At 68.3% G+C, this 22909-nt stretch carries 23 protein-coding genes; 18 read left to right on the forward strand and 5 right to left on the reverse strand.

Translation table 11 applies throughout. The annotated features are described in order from the left end of the window. The first annotated feature begins 42 nt into the window (after window positions 1–42). The 3 genes from argB to AC07Q9_RS26460 all read left to right on the forward strand — a co-directional run bounded on the left by argB (window position 43) and on the right by AC07Q9_RS26460 (window position 2746). Window positions 43–936 (forward strand): acetylglutamate kinase, encoded by an 894-nt coding sequence (gene argB, locus AC07Q9_RS26450; protein ID WP_489060993.1) that lies wholly within the window; start codon window positions 43–45, stop codon window positions 934–936. A gap of 87 nt (window positions 937–1023) precedes the next feature. Next, on the forward strand, window positions 1024–1674 hold the full coding sequence (slmA, locus tag AC07Q9_RS26455; protein ID WP_099794951.1) for a nucleoid occlusion factor SlmA: 651 nt from the start codon (window positions 1024–1026) through the stop codon (window positions 1672–1674). 187 nt (window positions 1675–1861) lie between these two features. Beyond that, on the forward strand, window positions 1862–2746 hold the full coding sequence (locus AC07Q9_RS26460; RefSeq protein WP_495312345.1) for a DMT family transporter: 885 nt from the start codon (window positions 1862–1864) through the stop codon (window positions 2744–2746). Here AC07Q9_RS26460 and AC07Q9_RS26465 read toward each other — a convergent pair. Genes AC07Q9_RS26465 through AC07Q9_RS26480 form a run of 4 tightly spaced genes read right to left on the reverse strand, consistent with a single transcriptional unit; the run spans window position 2743 to window position 7025 of the window. Further along, on the reverse strand, window positions 2743–3801 hold the full coding sequence (locus tag AC07Q9_RS26465; RefSeq protein ID WP_495312346.1) for a malate/lactate/ureidoglycolate dehydrogenase: 1059 nt from the start codon (window positions 3799–3801) through the stop codon (window positions 2743–2745). The two genes, AC07Q9_RS26460 and AC07Q9_RS26465, sit on opposite strands and share 4 nt — an antisense overlap. 3 nt (window positions 3802–3804) lie before the next feature. Next, window positions 3805–4737 (reverse strand): SMP-30/gluconolactonase/LRE family protein, encoded by a 933-nt coding sequence (locus AC07Q9_RS26470; RefSeq protein WP_495312347.1) that lies wholly within the window; start codon window positions 4735–4737, stop codon window positions 3805–3807. An 8-nt stretch (window positions 4738–4745) separates the two neighbouring features. Continuing rightward, complete coding sequence (locus AC07Q9_RS26475; RefSeq protein WP_492679072.1) at window positions 4746–6272, reverse strand: UxaA family hydrolase; 1527 nt, start codon at window positions 6270–6272, stop codon at window positions 4746–4748. Between the two features lie 39 nt (window positions 6273–6311). After that, window positions 6312–7025 (reverse strand): FadR/GntR family transcriptional regulator, encoded by a 714-nt coding sequence (locus AC07Q9_RS26480; protein ID WP_495312348.1) that lies wholly within the window; start codon window positions 7023–7025, stop codon window positions 6312–6314. A 140-nt stretch (window positions 7026–7165) separates the two neighbouring features. Between AC07Q9_RS26480 and AC07Q9_RS26485 the strand changes: the two genes are divergently transcribed. From AC07Q9_RS26485 to AC07Q9_RS26495, 3 genes are read left to right on the forward strand one after another with little or no spacing between them, the layout of a single operon-like run. Then, window positions 7166–7900, forward strand: a complete 735-nt coding sequence (locus AC07Q9_RS26485; RefSeq protein WP_495312349.1) for an SDR family oxidoreductase — start codon at window positions 7166–7168, stop codon at window positions 7898–7900. Next, window positions 7897–8652, forward strand: coding sequence for an SDR family NAD(P)-dependent oxidoreductase (locus AC07Q9_RS26490; RefSeq protein ID WP_495312350.1), 756 nt, complete (start codon window positions 7897–7899; stop codon window positions 8650–8652). The genes AC07Q9_RS26485 and AC07Q9_RS26490 overlap by 4 nt, the downstream gene beginning before the upstream one ends. Before the next feature lie 25 nt (window positions 8653–8677). Further along, a complete protein-coding gene (locus AC07Q9_RS26495) occupies window positions 8678–9526 on the forward strand; it encodes a fumarylacetoacetate hydrolase family protein (protein ID WP_495312351.1) in 849 nt (282 codons plus the stop codon). Here AC07Q9_RS26495 and AC07Q9_RS26500 read toward each other — a convergent pair. Further along, a complete protein-coding gene (locus AC07Q9_RS26500) occupies window positions 9516–10403 on the reverse strand; it encodes a LysR family transcriptional regulator (RefSeq protein ID WP_495312352.1) in 888 nt (295 codons plus the stop codon). The genes AC07Q9_RS26495 and AC07Q9_RS26500 overlap by 11 nt on opposite strands. Window positions 10404–10511: 108 nt before the next feature. Here AC07Q9_RS26500 and AC07Q9_RS26505 point away from each other — a divergent pair, with 108 nt between their 5' ends. From AC07Q9_RS26505 to AC07Q9_RS26560, 12 genes are all read left to right on the forward strand, one after another. Then, window positions 10512–11270 (forward strand): SDR family oxidoreductase, encoded by a 759-nt coding sequence (locus AC07Q9_RS26505; protein ID WP_070060220.1) that lies wholly within the window; start codon window positions 10512–10514, stop codon window positions 11268–11270. 149 nt (window positions 11271–11419) lie between these two features. Continuing rightward, on the forward strand, window positions 11420–12124 hold the full coding sequence (locus AC07Q9_RS26510; RefSeq protein WP_070060219.1) for a TetR/AcrR family transcriptional regulator: 705 nt from the start codon (window positions 11420–11422) through the stop codon (window positions 12122–12124). A gap of 75 nt (window positions 12125–12199) precedes the next feature. Beyond that, window positions 12200–13996: an acyl-CoA dehydrogenase C-terminal domain-containing protein gene (locus tag AC07Q9_RS26515; RefSeq protein ID WP_495312353.1), complete on the forward strand. Its 1797-nt coding sequence runs from the start codon at window positions 12200–12202 to the stop codon at window positions 13994–13996. Window positions 13997–14039: 43 nt separating this feature from the next. Beyond that, entirely contained in the window at window positions 14040–14474 is a 435-nt protein-coding gene (locus tag AC07Q9_RS26520; protein WP_062471092.1) for a DUF2147 domain-containing protein, read from the forward strand. Window positions 14475–14513: 39 nt separating this feature from the next. After that, window positions 14514–16937, forward strand: coding sequence for a 3-hydroxyacyl-CoA dehydrogenase/enoyl-CoA hydratase family protein (locus AC07Q9_RS26525; RefSeq protein ID WP_495312354.1), 2424 nt, complete (start codon window positions 14514–14516; stop codon window positions 16935–16937). 67 nt (window positions 16938–17004) lie between these two features. After that, entirely contained in the window at window positions 17005–17424 is a 420-nt protein-coding gene (locus AC07Q9_RS26530; RefSeq protein ID WP_495312355.1) for an endonuclease domain-containing protein, read from the forward strand. Further along, a complete protein-coding gene (locus AC07Q9_RS26535; protein ID WP_495312356.1) occupies window positions 17421–18623 on the forward strand; it encodes an acetyl-CoA C-acyltransferase in 1203 nt (400 codons plus the stop codon). The genes AC07Q9_RS26530 and AC07Q9_RS26535 overlap by 4 nt, the downstream gene beginning before the upstream one ends. A 56-nt stretch (window positions 18624–18679) precedes the next feature. After that, window positions 18680–19585 (forward strand): alpha/beta hydrolase family protein, encoded by a 906-nt coding sequence (locus tag AC07Q9_RS26540; protein WP_495312357.1) that lies wholly within the window; start codon window positions 18680–18682, stop codon window positions 19583–19585. A gap of 32 nt (window positions 19586–19617) precedes the next feature. Beyond that, window positions 19618–20457: an acyl-CoA thioesterase gene (locus tag AC07Q9_RS26545; protein ID WP_062471080.1), complete on the forward strand. Its 840-nt coding sequence runs from the start codon at window positions 19618–19620 to the stop codon at window positions 20455–20457. 4 nt (window positions 20458–20461) lie between these two features. Next, window positions 20462–21208, forward strand: a complete 747-nt coding sequence (locus tag AC07Q9_RS26550) for an SDR family oxidoreductase (protein ID WP_495312358.1) — start codon at window positions 20462–20464, stop codon at window positions 21206–21208. Between the two features lie 55 nt (window positions 21209–21263). After that, window positions 21264–21857, forward strand: coding sequence for a 2-hydroxychromene-2-carboxylate isomerase (locus AC07Q9_RS26555; RefSeq protein ID WP_495312359.1), 594 nt, complete (start codon window positions 21264–21266; stop codon window positions 21855–21857). 201 nt (window positions 21858–22058) lie between these two features. Beyond that, the gene (locus AC07Q9_RS26560; protein ID WP_307582871.1) at window positions 22059–22823 is read left to right on the forward strand and encodes an enoyl-CoA hydratase; all 765 of its coding nucleotides are present in this window, start codon (window positions 22059–22061) and stop codon (window positions 22821–22823) included. Window positions 22824–22909 lie beyond the last annotated feature (86 nt).

A 22909-nucleotide genomic window follows, 5' to 3' on the forward strand; every position in this document is an offset into this window, starting at 1 on the left:
AGAATTCTTCCCATCGTCCACCGCTTTGGAGCCTGACTGTCCATGACCGATCCCGTCCTCAACATCCCTCCGCGCGACAAGGCCGAGATCCTGGCCCAGGCGCTGCCGTACATCCGCAAGTTCCACGGCAAGACCATCGTCATCAAGTACGGCGGCAACGCCATGACCGACCCGGCGCTGCAGGCCGACTTCGCCGAAGACGTGGTGCTGCTCAAGCTGGTCGGCATGAACCCGGTGGTGGTGCACGGCGGCGGCCCGCAGATCGAGGCCGCGCTGAACAAGCTGGGCAAGAAGGGCAGCTTCGTGCAGGGCATGCGCGTGACCGACGCCGAGACCATGGAAGTCGTCGAATGGGTGCTGGCCGGCGAGGTGCAGCAGGACATCGTGGGCCTGATCAACCAGGCCGGCGGCAAGGCCGTGGGCCTCACGGGGCGCGACGGCGGCCTCATTCGCGCACAGAAGCTCAAGCTGGCCGACCGCACCGACCCCAACGTGCACCACGACGTGGGCCAGGTCGGCGACATCGTCTCCATCGACCCCAGCGTGGTCAAGGCGCTGCAGGACGACGCCTTCATTCCCGTCGTCAGCCCGATCGGCTTCGGTGAAGAAAACGAGAGCTACAACATCAACGCCGACGTCGTCGCCGGCAAGCTCGCCACCGTGCTCAAGGCCGAGAAGCTCATGCTCTTGACCAACACGCCCGGCGTGCTCGACAAGAACGGCAACCTGCTCACGAACCTGAGCGCGCGCGAAATCGACGAGCTGTTCGCCGACGGCACCATCTCGGGCGGCATGCTGCCCAAGATCGAAGGTGCGCTCGACGCGGCCAAGAGCGGCGTGAATGCGGTGCACATCATCGACGGCCGCGTGCCGCACGCGATGCTGCTCGAGATCCTGACCGACCAGGCCTACGGCACGATGATCCGGGCGCGCTGAAGGCCCTCGCGTGCCTTCCGTCGGCGGAAGGCGCGCGCTCACTGCGCTGTGCGAGAATCAATTGATTACATCTTTGCACGCGCTCCCATGCAGAACGAAGAGACAGCTGCCCCCGGCGTAGAGACCCCGGCCGACACGCCCGCCGCCGCACCGACGCGCAAGCGCCCCAAGCCGGGCGAACGGCGCGTGCAGATCCTGCAGGCGCTGGCCGCCATGCTGGAGCAGCCCGGTGCCGAGCGGGTCACCACCGCGGCACTCGCTGCGCGGCTCGAGGTGAGCGAGGCGGCCCTGTACCGCCACTTCGCGAGCAAGGCCCAGATGTTCGAGGGCCTCATCGATTTCATCGAGCAGAGCGTCTTCACGCTGGTCAACCAGATCCTTGAGCGCGAAGGTGCCACCGGCAGCCAGCAGGCCGCCCGCATTCTCACGCTGCTCGTGCAGTTCGCCGAGCGCAACCCCGGCATGACGCGCGTCATGGTCGGCGATGCGCTGGTGTACGAGAACGAGCGCCTGCAGCAGCGCATGAACCAGTTCTTCGACAAGATCGAGGCCACGCTGCGCCAGGTGCTGCGTGGCGCGGCCGCCGCCGACGGCTCGGCCACGCCCAGCGTCGACGCCCAGGTGCGCGCCGCAGCGCTCACGGCCTTCGTGGTGGGGCAGCTGCAGCGCTTTGCGCGCTCGGGTTTCCGCCGGGCACCGTCGGAACACCTGGAAGCCACGATCGCCCTGATCGTCTGAAGGGCAGGCCGGCAGGTCCGGCGCCACACCGCTCAACTCGACGCGGCCCCTTGCGGCGCGTACGATCAATTTCCTCCCTTGCCGCCACGCGGTGCCGCGGTGACAAGCCCGTTTCGCATGACCTCTGGATCGGAGGCTCGCATGAGTGCTTGTCCTTCCCACAGCCGCTGGCCTTCCGGGGCATGCCATGCCTGACGTCGCCGCCGCCCGCCCAGCCCCTCTCCTGCACGTCGCCGCGCTCACCGCCGTCGCCATGGTCGCGTTCGCGGCCAACTCGCTGCTCTGCCGGCTCGCGCTGCAGCACGGCGGCATCGACCCGGCCAGCTTCGGCAGCATCCGGCTCGCGTCCGGCGCGATCACGCTGGCGCTTGTCGTGCGCTTCCGGGCGCAGCCGTCGGCGCTCGGGCGCACCGGCTGGCTCCCGGCCGTCATGCTGTTCGCGTACGTCGCGTTCTTCTCCTTCGCCTACCTCAGCCTCCCGGCGGGCACGGGCGCGCTGATCCTCTTCGGCGCGGTGCAGCTCACGATGCTGGGCGCGGGCCTGGGCGGCGGCGAGCGCTTCGGGGTGCTGGCGTGGTGCGGCTTTGTCCTTGCGGCGGCCGGCCTCGTCTACCTCGTGTCGCCGGGCGTTGCCGCGCCGCCGCTGCTGGGCGCCGTGCTGATGGCGGTGGCGGGCGTCGCGTGGGGCGTGTATTCGCTGCGCGGCCGGGGCGTGGCCGACCCGCTGGCCGCGACCGCGCGCAACTTCCTGCGCGCCGTGCCATTGGCCCTGGCGCTGAGCCTGGTGTTCGCCACGCGCGCGCACGCCGATGCGCGCGGCGTCGCGCTGGCCGTGGCCTCCGGTGCGCTGACCTCGGGGCTCGGCTATGTCGTCTGGTACGCGGCGCTGGGTCGGCTGTCGGCCTTGCGGGCGGCGACCGTGCAGCTGTCGGTGCCGCTGCTGGCGGCGTTCGGCGGCGTGCTGTTCCTGTCGGAAGCGATCACGCCGCGGCTGGCGCTCGCCTCGGTGGCGATCCTCGGCGGCATCGCGCTCGTGCTGAGCCAGAAGTCGCGCCAGGCGGCGCGACGCTAGGCGACGGCCACGCCCACCTTCGCGCCGGCGGCGACGATCTCGCCCCAGGTCGCGTCATCGACCCACACGCCGTCGCGCCGGCGTGCCGCGCGCGCCCGGCGCTCCGGCTCGCCCGCGATCTGCACGGCCTCGAAGCCCTGGCCCGGCGGGCTTTGCCGCAGCCAGCCGATGAACTCGCGCGCCTCCTCGTCGAAGGCCTTCTGCGTGCCGAGCTTCGCGGGGTCGATCAGCACCGTCAGCATGCCGTTGAGCACCGTGCGCGCCGTGTCCGCCGGCCGGTGCCAGGTGCCGCCGCCCGTGAGCGCGCCGCCCAGCAGCTCGCAGGCGACCGCCATGCCGTAGCCCTTGTGCTCGCCGAAGGTCATGAGCGCGCCGAACAGGCCGTTGCCCTGCGGCACCACGACCACGCCCGGGTCGTTGGTGGGCGCGCCGCGCTCGTCGATGAGGTAGCCGTCGGGCACCTGCTCGCCCTTGTTGTGGGCCACGCGCATCTTGCCCTGCGCCACGCGGCTGGTCGCGTAGTCGAGCACGAAAGGCTCGGCGCCCGCCAGCGGAATGCCGATGCAGCACGGGTTGGTGCCGAAGCGCCCGTCGCCGCCGCCCCAGGGCGCCACCACGGGCCGCGAGAGCACGTTGACGAAGTGCATCGCCACCAGCCCCTGCGCCGTCGCCATTTCCGAGAAATGGCCGATGCGCCCCAGGTGGTGCGCGTTCGCGAGCGTGAAGATGCAGCTGCCGTGCTGCTTCGCGCGTGCGATGCCGAGCTCCATCGCCTGCACGCCGACGATCTGCCCGTAGCCGTGCTGGCCGTCCAGGCCCATCAGCGTGCCGATGTCGAGGTTGACCTTCACGGCCGCGTTCGGCACGAGGCCGCCCTCGGCCACGGCGTCGACATAGCGCGGCAGCATGCCCACGCCGTGCGAGTCGTGGCCGCTGAGGTTGGCCAGCACCAGGTTGGCCGCCACCTGTTGTGCTTCGGCAGGCTGGCTGCCCGCCGCTTCGAGGATGCGGGTGACGGTCGCTTGCAGCGCATCCGCCGGCAGGGTGTGGGACATGGTTCAGGCTCCCTTCGCGTTCAGTGTGATGGCATAGAGCGACGTGGTCGCGCAGATGAAAAGCCGGTTGCGCTTGGGCCCGCCGAAGCAGACGTTCGCCACGCGCTCGGGCAGCAGGATCTTCCCGAGCAGCGTGCCGTCGGGGTGGTAGGCGTGCACGCCGTCGAGCGCGCTGGTCCAGATGCGGCCTTCAGTGTCGAGGCGAAAGCCGTCGAACATGCCGCTCGTGCATTCGGCGAACACCTCGCCGCCGCTCAGGCTGCGGCCGTCGGCGCCGACCTTGAAGCGGCGGATGTGGCGCGGCCCGTCCTTCATGTGGCTCGCGCCGGTGTCGGCGATGTAGAGCAACGATGCGTCGGGCGAGAACGCGAGGCCGTTGGGCTTCACGAAGTCGTCCGCCATGCGCTCGACGTCACCGCTCGCGGGGTCGATGCGGTAGACATGGCACGCGCCGATCTCGCTGTCCGCGCGCAGGCCTTCGTAGTCCGAGAGGATGCCGTAGCTCGGGTCGGTGAACCACACGCCGCCGTCCGGATGCACCACCACGTCGTTGGGTGAGTTCAGGCGCTTGCCCTGCCAGTGCGAGGCCAGCACGGTGATCGATCCGTCGTGCTCGGTGCGCGTCACGCGGCGCGTGAGGTGCTCGCAGCTCACGAGCCGGCCTTCGCGGTCGACCGTGTGCCCGTTCGTGTTGTTCGACGGTTCGCGAAAGATGCCGACCGTGCCGTTCACCTCGTCGTAGCGCAGCATGCGGTTGTTCGGAATGTCCGACCACAGGAGCGTGCGGTGCGCACCGAACCACACCGGGCCCTCGCACCAGCGCGCGCCGGTCCACAGCCGCTCGACGCGCTCGGGGCCGGGGATGCAGGTGTTGAAGCGTGGGTCCAACCGTTCGAAGCCGGTGCCTTCCAGGAAGCCGAAAGGGAGGGTGCTCATGCCGGCGCTCACATCACCGCACCGACCTGCCACGGCACGAACTCGTTCTGCCCGTAGCCATGCTGCTCGCTCTTCGACTGCGCACCGGATGCGGTGGCCAGCACCAGCTCGAAGATGCGCTGGCCCATTTCCGCAATCGACGCCGTGCCGTCGACGATCTCGCCGCAGTTGATGTCCATGTCTTCTTCCTGCCGCTGCCACAGCGCCGAGTTGGTCGCCAGCTTGAGAGAAGGCGAGGGCGCACAGCCATACGCCGAGCCGCGACCGGTCGTGAAGCAGATCAGGTTCGCGCCGCCGGCCACCTGGCCCGTGGCGCTCACCGGGTCGTAGCCCGGCGTGTCCATGTAGACGAAGCCGTGCGCGGTGACGGGCTCGGCGTATTCGTACACCGCCTCGAGGTTGCTGGTGCCGCCCTTGGCGACCGCGCCCAGCGACTTCTCGAGGATGGTGGTGAGCCCGCCCGCCTTGTTGCCGGGCGAGGGGTTGTTGTTCATCTCGCCCTCGTTGATTTCGGTGTAGTGCTCCCACCACTTGATGCGGTCCACCAGCTTCTGGCCCACCTCGCGCTTCACCGCGCGGCGCGTGAGCAGGTGCTCGGCGCCGTAGACCTCGGGCGTTTCGCTGAGGATGGCCGTGCCGCCGTGCGCCACCAGCAGGTCGACCGCCGCGCCCAGCGCCGGGTTGGCGCTGATGCCCGAGTAGCCGTCCGAGCCGCCGCACTGCAGCCCAATGGTGATGTGCGCCGCGCTGCACGGCTCGCGCTTCACCGCGTTGGCGCGCGGCAGCATCTCGTTGATGAGCGCCACGCCCTTCTCGACCGTCTTGCGCGTGCCGCCCGTGTCCTGGATGTTGAAGGTGCGGAAGTTCTCGCCCTCGGCCAGGTGGCCGGTCGCGAGCCATGCGTTGATTTGGTTGGCCTCGCAGCCCAGCCCCACCACCAGCACGCCCGCGAAGTTCGGGTGCGTGGCATAGCCCGTGAGCGTGCGCTCCAGGATCTGCATGCCCATGCCCTGCGTGTCCATGCCGCAGCCCGTGCCGTGCGTCAGCGCGACCACGCCATCGACATTCGGGAATGCCGCCAGCGCCTGCGGATTCGTCTTGCGCGAGAAGTGGTCGGCAATGGCGCGCGCGGCCGTGGCCGAGCAGTTCACGCTGGTCAGCACGCCGATGTAGTTGCGCGTGGCCACGCGGCCGTCGGCGCGCTTGATGCCCATGAAGGTGGCCTCGCGTTTCGCGGGCGCGGGCTTCACATCGGCGCCGAAGGCGTAGTCGCGTTCGAAGTCACCCTTGTCGGGGCCCATGTCCAGGTTCTGCGTGTGCACATGCTCGCCGGCCGCGATGGGCCGGCTCGCGAAGCCGATGATCTGGTTGTAGCGGCGCACCGGTTCGCCCGGCGCGATGTCGCGCATGGCGATCTTGTGGCCCGGCGGAATGAGGCCGCGCACGGTCACGTGCTCGACGGCGGTGCCGCCGAGCAGCTGGGCGCGCGCGATGACGACGTCGTCGGCGGCGTGGAGCCTGATGTAGGGAGTCATGGGTGCGTCTGCTGGCTGTGGGAGGGGCTGGCGTGCATGTCAGGAGGCCTTCGTGCGGCGCCAGCTGGCGCTGAATCGCTGGTGGAACTTGTCCATGTGCTGGTGCATGGCCTCGCGCGCCGCGGCGGGGTCGCGCGCGGCGATGGCGTCCAGGATGGTCTGGTGCTCGCCGATGGCGGCCTGCCACGACGCCATGGTCTCGAAGTAATCGATCATCCGCGCGAAGATCGGGCCCTGCCGCGACTCCCAGAAGCCCTGCACCGTCTCGGTCAGCACCACGTTGCTGCAGGCGTTGACGATGGCCAGGTGGAAGGCGCGGTCGCCCTCGTGCGGCACCTCGTTGCGCGCGGCCATCTCGCGCATCCTCTGGATCGCCCGACGCATGGCGTCGATGTCCTTGCGCTTGCCGTGCTGCGCGGCGGTGGCGGCGGTTTCGCCTTCCACCAGGCGGCGCGCCCGGATGATCTCGAGCGGGCCCCACTCGGCGCCGGTGCCGCCCGCGGGCGCGCTACTGCGGTGCGAGCGGTCGAGCACGTACACGCCCGAGCCGGTGCGGATCTCGACCCAGCCTTCCACCTCCAGCGCGATCAGCGCCTCGCGCACCGACGGCCGGCTCACGCCCAGCTGCTTGGCGAGGTCGCGCTCGGCGGGAATGCGCGCGCCGACATCGAACTCGCCCTTGCCGATGAGCCCGCGCAGCTGGTCGGCAATCTGGCGGTACAGGCGCTGGGGTTCTACGGTCTGGAGCGGCACGGGATCGAAGGGGGTTAAGGGTTGTCCTGAATTGGACAAGTGGTAAGGCCAATTCAGAATACGGCGCTTCGCCGATGCCACCCATCGGGCCTAACCCGAATCCACCCCGCACCCGCAGAACACCCCAGGAGACACCGACCATGAGATTGAAGGGAAAGACCGTGCTCGTCACCGCCGCCGGCCAGGGCATCGGCCGCGCCAGCGTGCTGGCGCTCGCGGCCGAGGGCGCCCGCGTGTGGGCCACCGACGTCAACGAGCAGCTGCTGGCGGCCTACGACGGCGTGGCGAACGTCACGGCCCTGAAGCTCGATGTGCTCGACAAGGCCGCCATCGGCGCGGTCGTGGCGCAGCTGCCCGCGCTCGACGTGCTGTTCAACTGCGCGGGCGTGGTGCACAACGGCACCGTCGAGCAGGCCGGCGACGACGACCTCGACTTTGCCTTCCGCCTCAACGTGCGCGCCCAGATGTGGACCATCCAGGCCGTGCTGCCCGGCATGCTCGCGGCCGGGCGCGGCAGCATCATCAACATGGCCAGCGTGTGCTCCAGCATCAAGGGCCTGCCCAACCGCTTTGTCTACGGCACCACCAAGGCGGCCGTGCTCGGCCTCACCAAGAGCGTGGCGGCCGACTACGTGGCCCACGGCATCCGCTGCAATGCCGTGTGCCCGGGCACAGTCGACACGCCTTCGCTGGGCGATCGCATCAACGCCAACGCCGACCCCGAGGCCGCGCGCAAGGCCTTCGTGGCGCGCCAGCCCATGGGCCGGCTCGCGCAGGCCGAGGAGATCGCGCCGGTGGTGGTGTTCCTGGCGAGCGACGAATCCATCTTCGCCACCGGCCAGTACTTCACGGTCGACGGCGGCATCACGATATGAACCGGCTCGATTTCGAAGGCCGCCACGCGGTGGTCACCGGCGGTGCCACGGGGCTGGGCTTCGGCATCGCGCAGCGGCTCGTCGCCTCGGGCGGCAGCGTCACGCTGTGGGACCGCGACGAGGCCGCCGCCGGGCGCGCGGCCGAAGCGCTGGGGGCCAAGGCCTTCGCATTGAAGGTCGACGTGGCGCAGCAGCCCTCGGTGGCAAAAGCCGTGGCCGCCACGCTCGCGCACGCGCCGCGCATCGATGCGCTGGTCAACAGCGCCGGCATCACCGGGCCCAACGTCAAGCTGTGGGACTACCCGGTGGACGAGTGGCGCCAGGTGATGGAGGTCAACGTCAACGGCGTGTTCCTGTGCTGCCGCGAGGTGGTGGCGCAGATGCGCAGGCAGGGAACGAAGGGCGAGGGCCGCATCGTCAACATCGCCTCGGTCGCCGGCAAGGAAGGCAACCCCAACGCCAGCGCCTACAGCGCGAGCAAGGCCGCCGTCATCGGGCTCACCAAGTCGCTCGGCAAGGAGCTGGCCGACACCGGCATCCGCGTGAACTGCGTGACGCCGGCGGCAGTGAAGACCGCCATCTTCGAGCAGATGACGCCCGACCACATCGCGTTCATGCTGTCGAAAATTCCGATGGGCCGTTTCGGCACGGTGGAAGAAGTGGCTGCGCTGGTCGGCTGGCTTTGCACCGAAGATTGTTCGTTCTCCACCGGCGCGGTCTTCGACCTGTCCGGTGGCCGCTCCACCTATTGATTTTTCAATGCACTGAAAGGAACGCATGAAACTCGTCCGCTACGGCAACCCCGGTAAAGAGAAGCCCGGTCTCATCGACAACGAAGGCAAGCTGCGCGACCTGAGCGCCGTCGTCAAGGACATCGGTCCCGACCAGCTCGGCGATGCCGCCCTGGCCAAGCTGCGCAAGACCAAGGTCGACAAGCTGCCGCTGGTCAAGGGCAAGCCGCGCCTGGGCAGCCCCGTGGCCAACGTCGGCAAGTTCATCGCCATCGGCCTGAACTACGCCGACCACGCGGCCGAATCGGGCCTGCCGGTGCCCAAGGAACCCATCGTCTTCATGAAGGCCTCCAGCTGCATCCAGGGCCCGAACGACCCGGTGATGCTGCCCAAGGGCTCGGTCAAGTCCGACTGGGAGGTCGAGCTCGGCGTGGTCATCGGCACGAAGGCGCGCTACGTCTCGCAGAAGAGCGCACTGGACTACGTGGCCGGCTACTGCACCATCAACGACGTGAGCGAGCGTGAATACCAGATCGAGCGCGGCGGCACCTGGGACAAGGGCAAGGGCTGCGACACCTTCGGCCCCATCGGCCCCTGGCTCGTCACGCGCGACGAGATCGAGAACCCGCAGAAGCTCGCGATGTGGCTCGACCTCAACGGCCAGCGCGTGCAGACCGGCAGCACCAAGACCATGATCTTCAGCGTGGCCAAGCTCGTGAGCTACGTGAGCCAGTTCATGACGCTGATGCCCGGCGACGTGATCACCACCGGCACGCCGCCCGGCGTCGGCATGGGCATGAAGCCGCCGCTGTTCCTGAAGAAGGGCGACGTGATGACGCTGGGCATCGAAGGCCTGGGCGAGCAGCGCCAGGAAGTCGTGCCCTTCAAGCTCTGAGCACGCGCACCAGCTCGTCGTACACCAGCCGCACGCGCGCCGGCACCGGCGCGCGCTGCGGGCGGTAGACGTGGATCGGCCAGGGCTCGGGCGCCTCGGCCGCCAGCACCTCCACCAGCGCACCCGACTGCAGCCACGGCTGCGCCAGCGGCCCGATGAGTTGGCCGAAGCCGATGCCCGCGAGCACCGCGGCGCATTCGGCGTCGATGTTGTCCGCCACGAACGCGGGCGACGACACGGTGAACACCCGTTTCTTGCTGAAGGCCCACGGCCAGGGCCGGCCCGAGCTGTGGTCGATCAGCGCCGTCACCGGCAGCGCGGACAGCGCATCGACGGTGCGCGGCGCACCGACCCGCTCGATGAGCGCGGGTGATGCCACCACGCACAGCGACATCTTTCCCACGCCCCGGGCCACGAAGCGCGCGTCGCGCATCGGGCCGACGCGCACGCCGAGGTCGATCTGCTGGTCGACCACGTCGGCATGCTGCTCCGACAGCCGCAGGTCGAGCACCAGCCCGGGGTGCCGCGCCAGCAGCGGCGCCAGCGCCTGCGGAATCAGCCGGGCGTACACATGCGGCGCCGTGACCCGCACCGTGCCCGTGTGCTGCGACAGCGCGCGCCGGTCGATGCGGTGGAAAAGTTCGTCCACGCCGCCCACGGCCACGCGGGCGCGCTCGGCGAGCTGGCGCCCGAAATCGGTGAGCTGCACGCCGCGCGTGCTGCGGTGAAAGAGCGGCTCGCCCAGCTCCTCTTCAAGTTCGCGCACCGCGCGCGTCACCACCTGCGGCGACACCGACAGCCGCACGGCCGCCTCGCGGAAGTTGGCGGCATCGGCGGCGGTGAAGAACACGCGCAGGGCTTCGAGGCGGTTGGACATGGGGTGTTCCTTTTTTGGGAATTCTGAAGTCGCCAGAGTTTCATTTACTGGAACGCGTGGATTTTCCACACTGCATGCACTTCTTCAACACACCCCAAGGAAATTCCCATGACCTCCATTCAAGACAACATCCAGGGCAAGGTCGCCATCGTCACCGGCGCCAGCAGCGGCTTGGGCGAATCGACGGCGCGCCACCTGGCCGCGCGCGGCGCCAAGGTGGTGCTCGCGGCCCGACGCACCGACCGGCTCGACCAGGTCGTCGCCGAGATCCGCGAGGCCGGCGGCGACGCCATCGCCGTCGCCACCGACGTGGCCAAGCGCGCCGACCTGGAAAAGCTCGCCGCCGCGACGGTCGAGGCCTTCGGCCGCATCGACGTGCTGGTCAACAACGCGGGCGTGATGCCGCTGTCGCCGCTCGACAAACTCAAGGTCGACGAATGGGACCGCACCATCGACGTCAACATCAAGGGCGTGCTCTACGGCATCGCCGCCGTGCTGCCGCGCATGCAGGCGCAGGGCAGCGGCCACATCGTCAACGTCGCGTCGATCGCCGGGCTGAAGGTGTTCACGCCCATCGGCACGGTCTACAGCGCGACCAAGCACGCGGTGCGCGCCATCTCCGAAGGCCTGCGCGTGGAGGTGGGCAACAGTGGTGTGCGCGTGACCATCGTGTCGCCCGGCGCGGTGGACTCGGAGCTGAAGTTCGGCAGCAGCGACGCCGAGAGCGCCGCCGGCGTGAAGGCCTTCTACGACGCCAACCAGATCCCCGCTGACTCGGTGGCGCGCGCCATCGTCTACGCGGTGGAGCAGCCGGCCAACGTGGACATCAACGAGGTCGTGCTGCGGCCCGTGTCGCAGGAGTTCTGATCCCGCGGGGCAAGGGTGCGGCCCCCTGGCGGTCGCCCCTTGCTTTGGCTAACCTTTATTAACCTACCGCGGACCAAGGTCATTTGCGGTCAAAAGTGCAAAGCCCCTGCAAAATAGAACGACCGTTCGTTTTATTCGGAGCTTTCACGATGTCTGCCACCGCCGTTCCCGCCAAGCCGGCCCGCGCCGCCCCCAAAGGCCAGCAGACCAAGGCCATCATCGTCGACGCCGCATTGGCGCTGGCCGCGCAGATCGGGCTCGAGGGCCTGTCGATCGGCGCCGTGGCCGAGATCACCAAGATGAGCAAGTCGGGCGTCTTCGCCCACTTCGGCTCGCGTGAAGAGCTGCAGATTTCCGTGGTGCGCGAATACCACGCGCGCTTCGAGCAAGAGGTGTTCTTCCCCGCGCTCCAGGCCCCGCGCGGCCTGCCGCGCCTGCGCGCCATGTTCGCCAACTGGATGAAGCGCACCTCCACCGAGATCGACTCGGGCTGCATCTACATCAGCGGCGCCTCCGAATTCGACGACCGCCCGGGCCCGGTGCGCGACGCGCTGGTCGAGTCGGTCAGCATCTGGCAGGCCGCCGTGCTGCGCGCCATCGTGCAATCGAAGACCGAAGGCCACCTGCGCGCCGACGCCGACGAGCGCCAGGTCGGGTTCGAGATCCACGGCCTGATCCTCGCGCTGCACTACGAAGCTCGCTTCCTGCAGGTGCCCGGCTCCATCGGTCGCGCCAACGTCGGCTTCGACAACATCCTCGCGCGCGCCGCCACGCCGGACGCGCCGCCTGCTTCCAATGCCGCCGAGTCCGCGCCCGCCGCGCGCGGCACGCGCCGGCTCAAGACCGTGCGCTGAGCGCCACGGCCGCCCGTTTCGTTTTTCCGTTTTCGTTTTTTCCAATCTATCTAGCTTCGACCAGGAGAGTCCCGGATGCCTACCTACAACCCCCCCGTGCGTGACATGCAGTTCGTGCTGCACGAAGTGCTCAACGTCGCCGAGGAACTCAAGGCACTGCCGGCCCACGCCGAGACCGACGCCGACACCATCAACGCCGTGATCGAAGAGGCCGGCAAGTTCGCGGCCGAGGTCACCTTCCCGCTGAACATCAGCGGCGATGAAGAAGGCTGCGTGCTCGACAAGGCCACGCACGAAGTCAAGACGCCCACCGGCTTCAAGGACGCCTACGCCAAGTACGTCGAAGGCGGCTGGCCCGCGCTGTCGTGCGACCCGGCCTTCGGCGGCCAGGGCCTGCCGTTCGTGGTGAACCAGTGCCTGTTCGAAATGCTCAACAGCGCCAACCAGGCCTGGACCATGTACCCGGGCCTGTCGCACGGCGCCTACGAGGCACTGGCCGCGCACGGCACCGACGACCAGAAGAAGACCTACCTGCCCAAGCTCACGAGCGGCGAGTGGACCGGCACCATGTGCCTGACCGAACCCCATTGCGGCACCGACCTGGGCCTCTTGCGCACCAAGGCCGAGCCGCAGGCGGACGGCACCTACCGCATCACCGGCAGCAAGATCTTCATCTCGGCCGGCGAGCACGACATGACGGACAACATCATTCACCTGGTGCTGGCCCGCCTGCCGGACGCGCCCAAGGGCAGCAAGGGCATCAGCCTGTTCGTGGTGCCGAAGTTCCACGTGAAGGCCGACGGTTCGCTCGGCGGCCGCAACCCGATCTTCTGCGCCGGCCTGGAGCACAAGATGGGCATCCACGGCAACGCCACCGCGCAGATCGTGATCGAAGGCGCCACCGGCACGCTGGTGGGCGAGCCCAACAAGGGCCTGGCCGCGATGTTCGTGATGATGAACGCCGCTCGCCTGGGCGTGGGCAACCAGTCGCTGGGCCTGACCGAAGTGGCTTATCAAAATGCACTGGCCTACGCCAAGGACCGCATCCAGATGCGTTCGCTGTCGGGCGTGAAGGCCAAGGACAAGGAAGCCGACCCCATCATCGTGCACCCCGACGTGCGCAAGATGCTGCTCACGGCCAAGGCGTACGCCGAAGGCGGCCGCGCGCTGCAGATCTTCTGCACGCTGCTGCTCGACAAGGAACACAACCACCCCGAAGAGAAGGTGCGCAAGGACAGCGGCGAGCTGGTCGCGCTGCTCACGCCCATCGTCAAGGCCTTCATCACCGACAACGGCCACATCGCAACCAATTCGTGCATGCAGGTCTTCGGCGGCCACGGCTTCATCAAGGAATGGGGCATGGAGCAGTTCGTGCGCGACAACCGCATCAACATGATCTATGAAGGCACCAACACCATCCAGTCGCTGGACCTCTTGGGCCGCAAGATCCTGGGCAACAACGGCGCGTCGCTGAAGAAGTTCGGCAAGCTCGTGGCCAAGCTGGTGGAAGAAGAAGGCGTGAACGAGAAGATGGCCGAGTTCATCAACCCGATCGCGATGCTGGGCGACCAGCTCACCAAGTTCACCACCGAGATCGGCTTCAAGGGCTTCCAGAACCCCGACGAAGTGGGCGCCGCCGCCGTCGACTACCTGCGCGTGGCCGGTCACTTCGTGTTCGGCTACCTGTTCGCCCGCATGGCGCAAGTGGCGCTGCGCGAAATCGCCGCCGGCAACAACGATCCGTTCTACGTCGCCAAGCTGCAGACCGCACGCTTCTACTTCGCCAAGCTGTTCCCCGAGACCGTGATGCTGATGCGCACCGCGCGCGCCGGCAGCAAGGTGTTGATGGACACCGACGCCGCACTCGCTTAAGCGACACACAGCCTTTCTTCATCGACCCACCGGGAGCCCGCTCATGAAAGCAACGCTTGCAGCCGTCTTGTTCACCGTCACCGCCGTCTCGGCCATGGCCCAGAGCACGCCGGTGGGCCTGTGGCGCAACGTCGACGACAAGACCGGCGAGGCCAAGGCCGAGATCCGCATCGCCGACGCCAACGGCGCGCTGCTCGGGCGCATCGAGAAGTCGTTGAAGAAAGACACCAAGCCCGACGCCACCTGCGACGAATGCGCCGACGACCGCAAGGGCAAGCCCATCGCGGGCCTGGAGATCATCCGTGGCGGCAAGAAGGCCGAGGGCAAGGACGTCTGGGAAGGCGGGAAGATCCTCGACCCCGAGAACGGCAAGGAATACCGCGCGAGCTTCACGCCCATCGACGGCGGCAAGAAGCTCGAAGTCCGCGGCTACCTCGGCCCCTTCTGGCGTACCCAAACCTGGAACCGCGTGCAGTAAGCCTGCTGCACGCAACCCATCCAAGAAATACCAAGCAACATGTCCCGATTTCAAGTGAAGAAGGTCGCCGTGCTCGGCGCCGGCGTGATGGGCGCGCAGATTGCCGCCCACCTCGTCAATGTGCGCGTGCCTGTCGTGCTGTTCGACCTGGCCGCCAAGGACGCGACCGGTGCGGTCGCTCAAGGTGCAGCGAAGAACGGCATCGTCACGCGCGCCATCGACAACCTCAAGAAGCTCAAGCCCGCGCCCCTGGGCGACGTGGCCGACGCGGGCCTGATCGAGCAGGCCAACTACGACGACGACCTGGCCAAGCTCGGCGAGTGCGACCTCATCATCGAAGCCATTGCCGAGCGCATGGACTGGAAGCTCGATCTGTACAAGAAGATCGCGCCGCACGTCGCCAAGCATTCGATCCTCGCTTCGAACACCTCGGGCCTGTCGATCACCAAGCTCAGCGAAGCGCTGCCTGAAGCCCTGAAGCCGCGTTTCTGCGGCATTCACTTCTTCAACCCGCCGCGCTACATGTTCCTGGTGGAGCTGATCAACACGCCCACCACGCAACCCCAGGTGCTCGACGACCTCGAGGCCTTCGTCACCAGCACGCTCGGCAAGGGCGTGGTGCGCGCGCACGACACGCCCAACTTCATCGCCAACCGCGTCGGCATCGCCGGCATGCTGGCCACGCTGAAGGAAGTCGAGAAGTTCGGCCTCACGCCCGACGTGGTGGACGACCTCACCGGCAAGAAGCTGGGCCGCGCGAGCTCGGGCACTTTCCGCACCGCCGACGTGGTGGGCCTGGACACCATGGCCCACGTCGTGAAGACGCTGCAGGACAACCTGAATGCGCAGACCGATCCGTTCTACGCCAACTTCGCGACGCCGCCCGTGCTCGCCAAGCTGCTGGAGCTGGGCAACCTGGGCCAGAAGGCCAAGGCCGGTTTCTTCAAGAAGGCCGGCCGCGACATCCTGCGCTTCGACCTGAAGAGCGGCGAGTACGTGCCCGCCGGCGCCAAGGCCGACGAGGTGTACGGCCGCATGCTCAAGAAGCCCGCGGGCGAGCGCCTGAAGCTGCTGCGCGAGAGCGAAGGACCGCAGGGCCAGTTCCTCTGGGCCATCCTGCGCGACGGTTTCCACTACGCCGCCGTGCACCTGGCCGACATCGCCGAGAGCGCGCGCGACATCGACTTCGCGATGCGCTGGGGCTTCGGCATGAAGCAGGGCCCGTTCGAGCTGTGGCAGGAAGCCGGCTGGGCGCAGGTCGCCAAGTGGGTGCAGGAAGACATCGACGCCGGCAAGGCACTGAGCACTGCACCGCTGCCCAAGTGGGTCTTCGAAGGCCCGGTCGCGCAGGCCGGCGGCGTGCACACGCCTGAAGGCTCGTGGAGCGCCTCGCAGAACAAATTCGTGCCGCAGCGCAAGCTGCCGGTGCATGACCGCCAGCTGTTCCCCGAGAGCGTGCTCGGCGCGAACGCGGCCGATGCCAACACGGCCGGCACGACGATCAGCGACGAAGGCGATGTGCGCGTGTGGACGCTCGACGGCGAAGTGCTCATCGCGAGCATCCAGTCGAAGATGCACGCCATCAGCCCCGACGTGGCCGAGGCGCTCGGCGCCGCGGTCGACCTGGCCGAAGCCGAATACAAGGGCCTGGTGATCTGGTCGCCCGACGAGGTGTTCTCGGTCGGCGCCGACCTGCAGGCGATGCTGCCGGCCTTCGTGGTCGCGGGCATCGGTGCGGTCGAAGGCGCGGAAGAAGAGCTGCAGAACGTCATGCTCAAGATCCGCTATGCCAACGTGCCGGTGATCTCCGCCGTGCGCGGCATGGCACTGGGCGGCGGCTGCGAGCTGGCCATCCACTCGGCCAAGCGCGTCGTCGCGATGGAAAGCTACATCGGCCTGGTCGAAGTCGGCGTGGGCCTCATCCCCGGCGCGGGCGGCCTGACCTACATCGCACGCCGTGCGGCGGAGAACGCCTCGGCTTCCACGGGCACCGACCTGCTGCCGTTCCTCACCGAAGGCTTCACCGCCGCGGCGATGGCGAAGGTGGGCACGGGCGCGCTCGACTCGAAGAAGCTGGGCTACCTGCTCGACAGCGACGTGATCGTGCCGAACAAGGACGAGCTGCTCTACGTGGCACTGCAGCAGGCCAAGGCCATGGCCGACGCCGGCTACCGCCCGCCGCTGCGCCGCTCCTTCCGCGTCGCGGGCCGCAGCGGCGCCGCGACGATCAAGGGCCAGCTCGTGAACATGCGCGACGGCGGCTTCATCAGCGCGCACGACTTCCACATTGCCAGCCTGATCGCCAACGTGGTCACCGGCGGCGACGTGGACGCGGGCTCGCTCGTGACCGAGGAATACCTGATGACGCTGGAACGCAAGGCGTTCTGCTCGCTCATCGTGCATTCGAAGACGCAGGAGCGGATCATGGGGATGTTGAGCACGGGGAAGCCGGTGCGTAACTGACCTGACTCCCTCTTCCTCCTTCCCCTTCCGGGGGAAGGTTGGGATGGGGGCTCTCCACTCAAGCACGATGCGAAACCAGTCCACGCCCAACGCCCGCGCGAATGCACAAGTGCTTCGCCGCGAGATGACCGACTCGGAGCGCAAGCTCTGGAGCGGACTGCGCGCGGAGCAGTTGGGTGTGAAGTTCCGTCGCCAGCACCCGCTGGGCAACTACATCGGGGACTTCGCATGCTTGGCGCCGAAACTGATCGTCGAACTCGACGGATCGCAGCATCAAGCTCAGCAAGGTTACGACGCGCGACGTGACGAGTTCTTCCGCGCACAGGGGTTCGACGTGCTGCGCTTCGCATCGAACGATCCGTTCACCAATCTTGATGGGGTCCGTCAGGCCATCGCCAACCGGCTGGTCGAGTTGACGCCGCTAGCCCCCATCCCAGCCTTCCCCCGGAGGGGGAAGGAGCAAGAAAATCCAGGAGCTTCTTCATGAGCAGCAAACAAGTCCAAGACGCCTACATCGTCTCCGCCACCCGCACGCCCATCGGCAAGTCGCACCGCGGCTACTTCCGCAACTACCGTCCCGATGACCTGCTCGCGACCACGCTGAAGGCGGCACTCGCGGCAGTTCCCGGCCTCGACCCCAAGGCCATCGAAGACATCATCTGCGGCTGCGCGATCCCCGAATCGCAGCAGGGCCTGAACGTCGCGCGCATCGGCGCGGTGCTGGCCGGTCTGCCGACCAGCATCGGCGGCATCACCGTGAACCGCTTCTGCGCCTCGGGCCTGTCGGCCGTGCAGATGGCGGCGGACCGCATCCGCGTCGGCGAGGCCGACGTGATGATCGCGGCCGGCGTCGAGAGCATGAGCATGGTGCCGATGATGGGCAACTCGCCCTCGCTGTCGCCCTCGATCTTCGAACGCGAAGGCGACGTGGGCATTGCCTACGGCATGGGCCTCACGGCCGAGAAGGTCGCGCAGCAGTGGAAGGTGAGCCGCGAGGCGCAGGACGCGTTCGCGCTCGCCTCGCACCAGAAGGCACTGGCCGCGCAGGCCGCCGGCAAGTTCGCCGACGAGATCACGCCGATCCAAGTGACCGACCGCACGCCGAACCTGGAAACCGGCGAGGCCATCGCCAAGACCCGCACGGTGAGCCTGGACGAAGGCGCACGCCCCGACACCAGCATCGAGGGCCTGGCCAAGCTGCGCACCGTGTTCGCCGCGCGCGGCACCGTGACGGCCGGCAACAGCTCGCAGACCTCGGACGGCGCGGGCGCGCTGATCCTGGCGAGCGAAAAGGCCGTGAAGCAGTACGGCCTCACGCCGCTCGCGCGCTTCGTGAGCTTCGCCAGCAAGGGCGTGCCGCCGCACATCATGGGCATTGGCCCGATCGAGGCGATTCCGGCCGCGCTGCGCTATGCGGGCCTGAAGCACGAAGACATCGACTGGTTCGAACTCAACGAAGCCTTCGCCGCGCAATCGCTCGCGGTGATGAACACGCTGGGGCTCGATCCGTCGAAGGTCAACCCGATGGGCGGCGCCATTGCACTCGGCCACCCGCTGGGCGCAACAGGCGCGATCCGTGCGGCCACCGTGGTGCACGCGCTGCGCCGCGAGAAGCTGAAGTACGGCATGGTCACGATGTGCGTCGGGATGGGGCAGGGCGCAGCGGGCATTTTTGAACGCGTCTGATCCGTCCGACCCCGGGACGCCCTAGCAAGGGGCCGCAGAACGAAGGAGACCACGGAATGCAAGCCCTGCAACTGCCGGTCGACGCCGGCGCCCACGTGGCGGTGCGCCGCTACGACCCCGCCGGCGCCCCGCGCGCCAGCATCGTCATCGGCGGTGCGATGGGCGTGCGCCAGTCGTTCTACGAGCCCTTCGCGCACTGGCTCGCGGGGCAGGGCCTGCGGGTCTGGACCTTCGACTACCGCGGCAGCGGCGACTCGCTCGGCGATGCGCCGCTGCGTGGTTTCCAGGCCGACCTGTTCGACTGGGCGCGCGACTACGAGGCGGTGATCGACGCCGCCAAGGCCGCGCTGCCCGACTCACCGCTGTACCTGCTGGGCCACAGCCTCGGCGCGCAGCTGCCGGGCTTCCTGCAACGGCCCGGGCAGGTCGACGGCCTCGTGAGCATCGCGGCCGGCAGCGGCTACTGGCGCGAGAACGCGCCGAAGCTGCGGCGCAGCATCCTGTATTTCTGGTTCGTGCTGGTGCCGCTGGCGACACGCCTGTGGGGCTACTTTCCGGGCCGCAAGCTGAAGAAGGTCGGCGACCTGCCGCGCGGCGTGATCCTGCAATGGCGCCGCTGGTGCCTGAACCCGCGCTACAGCGTGGGCGCCGAGGGCGAGCCCGCGCTGCAAAGCTATGCGCGCGTGCGTTTCCCGGTGCTCGCACTCTCGATGGCCGACGACGAGCTCATGACGCACGCCGGCACGCGCAGCCTCGTGAGTTTTTATGCAGGCGCGCCGAGTGCGGTCGAGCGCATCGCGCCGGCCGACGTGCAGGCGCGGCGCATCGGCCACTTCGGCTTCTTCCGCGAGCAGTTCAGCCAGAGCCTGTGGCCGAGCACGCTCGACAAGCTGCACCGGCTCGCCGCGCTGACCGCGCCTGCCGCAGTGCAGCACGCCAACGTCCCGCACACGACTGCGTGACGTCATCCTCCGCAGGCACACTGGCGATCACCATGAGCAGCACGACCCCACACCCCCTCGACAAAGCCCTGGCCCTGCACCACAGCGACATCCGCGTGGGGCACTTCACGGGCACCACGAGTCCCGACTACTGGAACATGGTCGGCCCGTTCGGCGGCACCACCGCGGCGCTCGCGCTGCAGGCGGTGCTCCAGCACCCCGACCTGCTCGGCACGCCCATCGCGCTGACCGTCAACTACGCGGCCGCGCTCGGCGAAGGCGCGTTCGACATCCAGGCCACCGCCGTGCGCACCAACCGCTCGACGCAGCACTGGACGGTGACGATCACGCAGCCCGGCGCCGACGGCACCGCGAACATGACGACCACCGCCACCGTGGTCACGGCCGCGCGCCGCGACACCTGGAGCCAGGCCGACCTCACCATGCCCGAGGCGCCGAAGCCCGAGGCGGTCGATCGCATCCGCATCGGCCCGTCGGGCGTGGCCTGGCTCGAGCAGTACGAGATGCGTCCCTTCAGCGGCGGCATTCCCGCCAAATGGGACGGCAGCCTGCAGCACAGCGAAACGCGCCTGTGGGTGCGCGACGCGCAGGCCCGCCCGCTCGACTTCGCCTCGCTCGCCGCGTTGAGCGACGTGTTCTACCCGCGCGTGTGGCTGCGTCGCGCCACGCACGTGCCTGCGGGCACGGTGTCGATCACCACCTACTTCCACGTCGGCGCCGCCGAGCTGGCCGAGGTCGGCACGGGCTACCTGCTGGGCTGCGCGGCGGGGCAGCAGTTCTTCAACGGCTTCTTCGACCAGAAGGCGCAGCTGTGGAGCGAGAAGGGCGCGTTGCTGGCCACCTCGAACCAGATCGTCTACTACAAGGAATGACGCGATGACGCTCACCAAGGCTGCATTGATCGTCGGTGCGGGCGACGCCACCGGCGGCGCCATCGCCCGCCGCTTCGCGCGCGAGGGCTACGCCACCTGCGTCACGCGGCGCAGCCTCGACAAGCTGCAGCCGCTGGTGGCGCAGATCGAGGCCGACGGCGGCCGGGCCTACGCCTTCGCCTGCGACGCACGCAAGGAAGAAGAAGTGGTGGTGCTCATCGAGCAGATCGAATCGACCGTCGGGCCGATCGAGGTGATGGTGTTCAACATCGGCGCGAACGTGCCGGAGAGCATCCTCACCGAGTCCGCGCGCAAGTACTTCAAGGTATGGGAGATGGCCTGCTTCTCGGGCTTCCTCAACGGCCGCGAAGTAGCGAAGCGCATGGTGGCGCGCGAGATGCCGGCCGGTGGCCATCGCGGCACGATCATCTTCACCGGCGCGACGGCCTCGCTGCGCGGCGCCGCCAACTTCGGCGCCTTCTCGGGCGCCAAGATGGCGCTGCGCGCGTTGGCCCAATCGATGGCACGCGAGCTGGGGCCGCAGGGCATCCACGTCGCGCACGTCGTGGTCGACGGCGCCATCGACACCGAGTTCATCCGCAGCAACTTCCCCGAGCGCTATGCGCTGAAGGACAGCGACGGCATCCTGAACCCGGACCACATCGCCGACAGCTACTGGATGCTGCATGCGCAGCCGCGCGATGCGTGGACGCACGAGCTGGACCTGCGCCCCTGGTCCGAGAAGTTCTGACCGGCGCCGCGCTACGCATCGCGGCGCGACGCACAGCCCCAAGGAGACGACACCCATGACGAAATCCGTCGCGTTCTATTTCGACGTCGGCAGCCCCGCCGCCTACCTGGCCGCCACGCAGCTGCCGCACGTGTGCGCCGACACCGGCGCCGAGCTGGTCTGGAAGCCCATGCTGCTGGGCGGCGTGTTCCAGGCCACGGGCAACCATTCGCCCGCCGAGATCAAGGCCAAGGGCCCGTACCTCACGACCGACCTGCAGCGCTTTGCCAGGCGCTACGGCGTGCCCTTCGTGCACAACCCGCACTTCCCGATCAACACGCTGCTGCTGATGCGCGGCGCCACCGGCGTGCAGATGCAGATGCCCGAGCGCTTCGGCGCCTACATCGACGCGGTGTTCCATGCGATGTGGGTCGAGCCGAAGAACCTCAACGACCCCGCGACCGTCGGCGCCGTCTTGCAAAATGCGGGCTTCGACGCGGCGGGCCTGCTTGCGCTGGCCGGCGCGCAGGAAGTGAAAGACCGCCTCAAGGCGGTCACGCAGGAGGCGGTGGAGCGCGGCGTGTTCGGCGCCCCCACCATGTTCGTCGGCGACCAGATGTTCTGGGGCCAGGACCGCCTCGATTTCGTCCGCGAAGCCATCGACGCTTGAGAAGGTGTGAACGAACCCGCCATGTCCGCTCATCCCGCCCAGACACGCCCCCTCGGCGTTGCAAATGCTCGCCATAGCCCGAGCTATGGCTGCGCTTTGCGCCTTGATGGGGCGCGCCTGGGCGGGCTGCTCGGCCACGCCGGATTCATTCACACCTTCTGAGCGCGTCGCCCCCCGTTTTACCTACCCAAGGATCTTTCCATGAGCGACATCCTCGTCCACACCGAAGCCGGCGTGATGACCATCACCTTCAACCGCGTCGACAAGAAGAACTCGATCACCAGCAGCATGTACGCCGCGCTGGCCGATGCGCTCGCCACGGCCGAGAGCGAAGCGGCCGTGCGCTGCGTGCTGATCCAGGGCGACCCGACGATCTTCAGCGCCGGCAACGACATCGGCGACTTCCTCAACGCGCCGCCCGCCAACACCGAATCGCCGGTGTTCCGCTTCCTGCGCGGCATCGCCACCTTCCCCAAGCCCATCGTCGCCGCCGTGTGCGGCCCGGCCGTGGGCATCGGCACCACGATGCTGTTCCACTGCGACCTCGTCTATGCAGGCGACAACGCGGCCTTCTCGATGCCCTTCGTCAACCTGGGCCTGTGCCCCGAGGCCGCGTCGAGCCTGCTGGTGCCGCAGATGCTGGGCTACCACCGCGCCGCCGAAGCCCTGCTGCTGGGCGAGCCCTTCATGGCCGAGGCCGCGCTCGAAGTGGGCCTGGTCAACCGCGTGGTGCCGCCGACCGAAGCCAACGGCATCGCCCAGACGCAGGCGCGCAAGCTCGCGGCCAAGCCGCTGAGCGCGCTGATCGAAACCAAGCGCCTGCTGAAGAAGGCGCAGATGCCCGCCGTGCTCGAGCGCATGGGCGAGGAAGGTGCGAGCTTCGGCCGCATGCTGCGCGAGCCGGCGGCCAAGGAAGCGTTCGGTGCGTTCATGGAGAAGCGCAAGCCCGATTTCTCGAAGGTCTAAGCCTTCCGTGGACTTGCCTGCGGACGGTGTCTGCGTACACTGTTCCTCGTGCCTGCTCCAGACATCAACCTGCCCACAACGCCCGC

This window comes from Variovorax sp. GW821-FHT09A10 (assembly GCF_059418385.1).

What these genes read in the sequence shown, in the direction of transcription:
- AC07Q9_RS26535 (WP_495312356.1), top strand. Translation starts at nt 17,421, where the DNA reads ATGAGCAGCAAACAAGTCCAAGACGCCTACATCGTCTCCGCCACCCGC.
- AC07Q9_RS26560 (WP_307582871.1), top strand. Translation starts at nt 22,059, where the DNA reads ATGAGCGACATCCTCGTCCACACCGAAGCCGGCGTGATGACCATCACC.
- AC07Q9_RS26495 (WP_495312351.1), top strand. Translation starts at nt 8,678, where the DNA reads ATGAAACTCGTCCGCTACGGCAACCCCGGTAAAGAGAAGCCCGGTCTC.
- AC07Q9_RS26460 (WP_495312345.1), top strand. Translation starts at nt 1,862, where the DNA reads ATGCCTGACGTCGCCGCCGCCCGCCCAGCCCCTCTCCTGCACGTCGCC.
- AC07Q9_RS26515 (WP_495312353.1), top strand. Translation starts at nt 12,200, where the DNA reads ATGCCTACCTACAACCCCCCCGTGCGTGACATGCAGTTCGTGCTGCAC.
- AC07Q9_RS26525 (WP_495312354.1), top strand. Translation starts at nt 14,514, where the DNA reads ATGTCCCGATTTCAAGTGAAGAAGGTCGCCGTGCTCGGCGCCGGCGTG.
- AC07Q9_RS26470 (WP_495312347.1), bottom strand. Translation starts at nt 4,737, where the DNA reads ATGAGCACCCTCCCTTTCGGCTTCCTGGAAGGCACCGGCTTCGAACGG.
- AC07Q9_RS26545 (WP_062471080.1), top strand. Translation starts at nt 19,618, where the DNA reads ATGAGCAGCACGACCCCACACCCCCTCGACAAAGCCCTGGCCCTGCAC.
- AC07Q9_RS26520 (WP_062471092.1), top strand. Translation starts at nt 14,040, where the DNA reads ATGAAAGCAACGCTTGCAGCCGTCTTGTTCACCGTCACCGCCGTCTCG.
- slmA (WP_099794951.1), top strand. Translation starts at nt 1,024, where the DNA reads ATGCAGAACGAAGAGACAGCTGCCCCCGGCGTAGAGACCCCGGCCGAC.
- AC07Q9_RS26465 (WP_495312346.1), bottom strand. Translation starts at nt 3,801, where the DNA reads ATGTCCCACACCCTGCCGGCGGATGCGCTGCAAGCGACCGTCACCCGC.
- AC07Q9_RS26490 (WP_495312350.1), top strand. Translation starts at nt 7,897, where the DNA reads ATGAACCGGCTCGATTTCGAAGGCCGCCACGCGGTGGTCACCGGCGGT.
- AC07Q9_RS26540 (WP_495312357.1), top strand. Translation starts at nt 18,680, where the DNA reads ATGCAAGCCCTGCAACTGCCGGTCGACGCCGGCGCCCACGTGGCGGTG.
- AC07Q9_RS26485 (WP_495312349.1), top strand. Translation starts at nt 7,166, where the DNA reads ATGAGATTGAAGGGAAAGACCGTGCTCGTCACCGCCGCCGGCCAGGGC.
- AC07Q9_RS26505 (WP_070060220.1), top strand. Translation starts at nt 10,512, where the DNA reads ATGACCTCCATTCAAGACAACATCCAGGGCAAGGTCGCCATCGTCACC.
- AC07Q9_RS26510 (WP_070060219.1), top strand. Translation starts at nt 11,420, where the DNA reads ATGTCTGCCACCGCCGTTCCCGCCAAGCCGGCCCGCGCCGCCCCCAAA.
- argB (WP_489060993.1), top strand. Translation starts at nt 43, where the DNA reads ATGACCGATCCCGTCCTCAACATCCCTCCGCGCGACAAGGCCGAGATC.
- AC07Q9_RS26555 (WP_495312359.1), top strand. Translation starts at nt 21,264, where the DNA reads ATGACGAAATCCGTCGCGTTCTATTTCGACGTCGGCAGCCCCGCCGCC.
- AC07Q9_RS26475 (WP_492679072.1), bottom strand. Translation starts at nt 6,272, where the DNA reads ATGACTCCCTACATCAGGCTCCACGCCGCCGACGACGTCGTCATCGCG.
- AC07Q9_RS26500 (WP_495312352.1), bottom strand. Translation starts at nt 10,403, where the DNA reads ATGTCCAACCGCCTCGAAGCCCTGCGCGTGTTCTTCACCGCCGCCGAT.
- AC07Q9_RS26530 (WP_495312355.1), top strand. Translation starts at nt 17,005, where the DNA reads ATGCGAAACCAGTCCACGCCCAACGCCCGCGCGAATGCACAAGTGCTT.
- AC07Q9_RS26550 (WP_495312358.1), top strand. Translation starts at nt 20,462, where the DNA reads ATGACGCTCACCAAGGCTGCATTGATCGTCGGTGCGGGCGACGCCACC.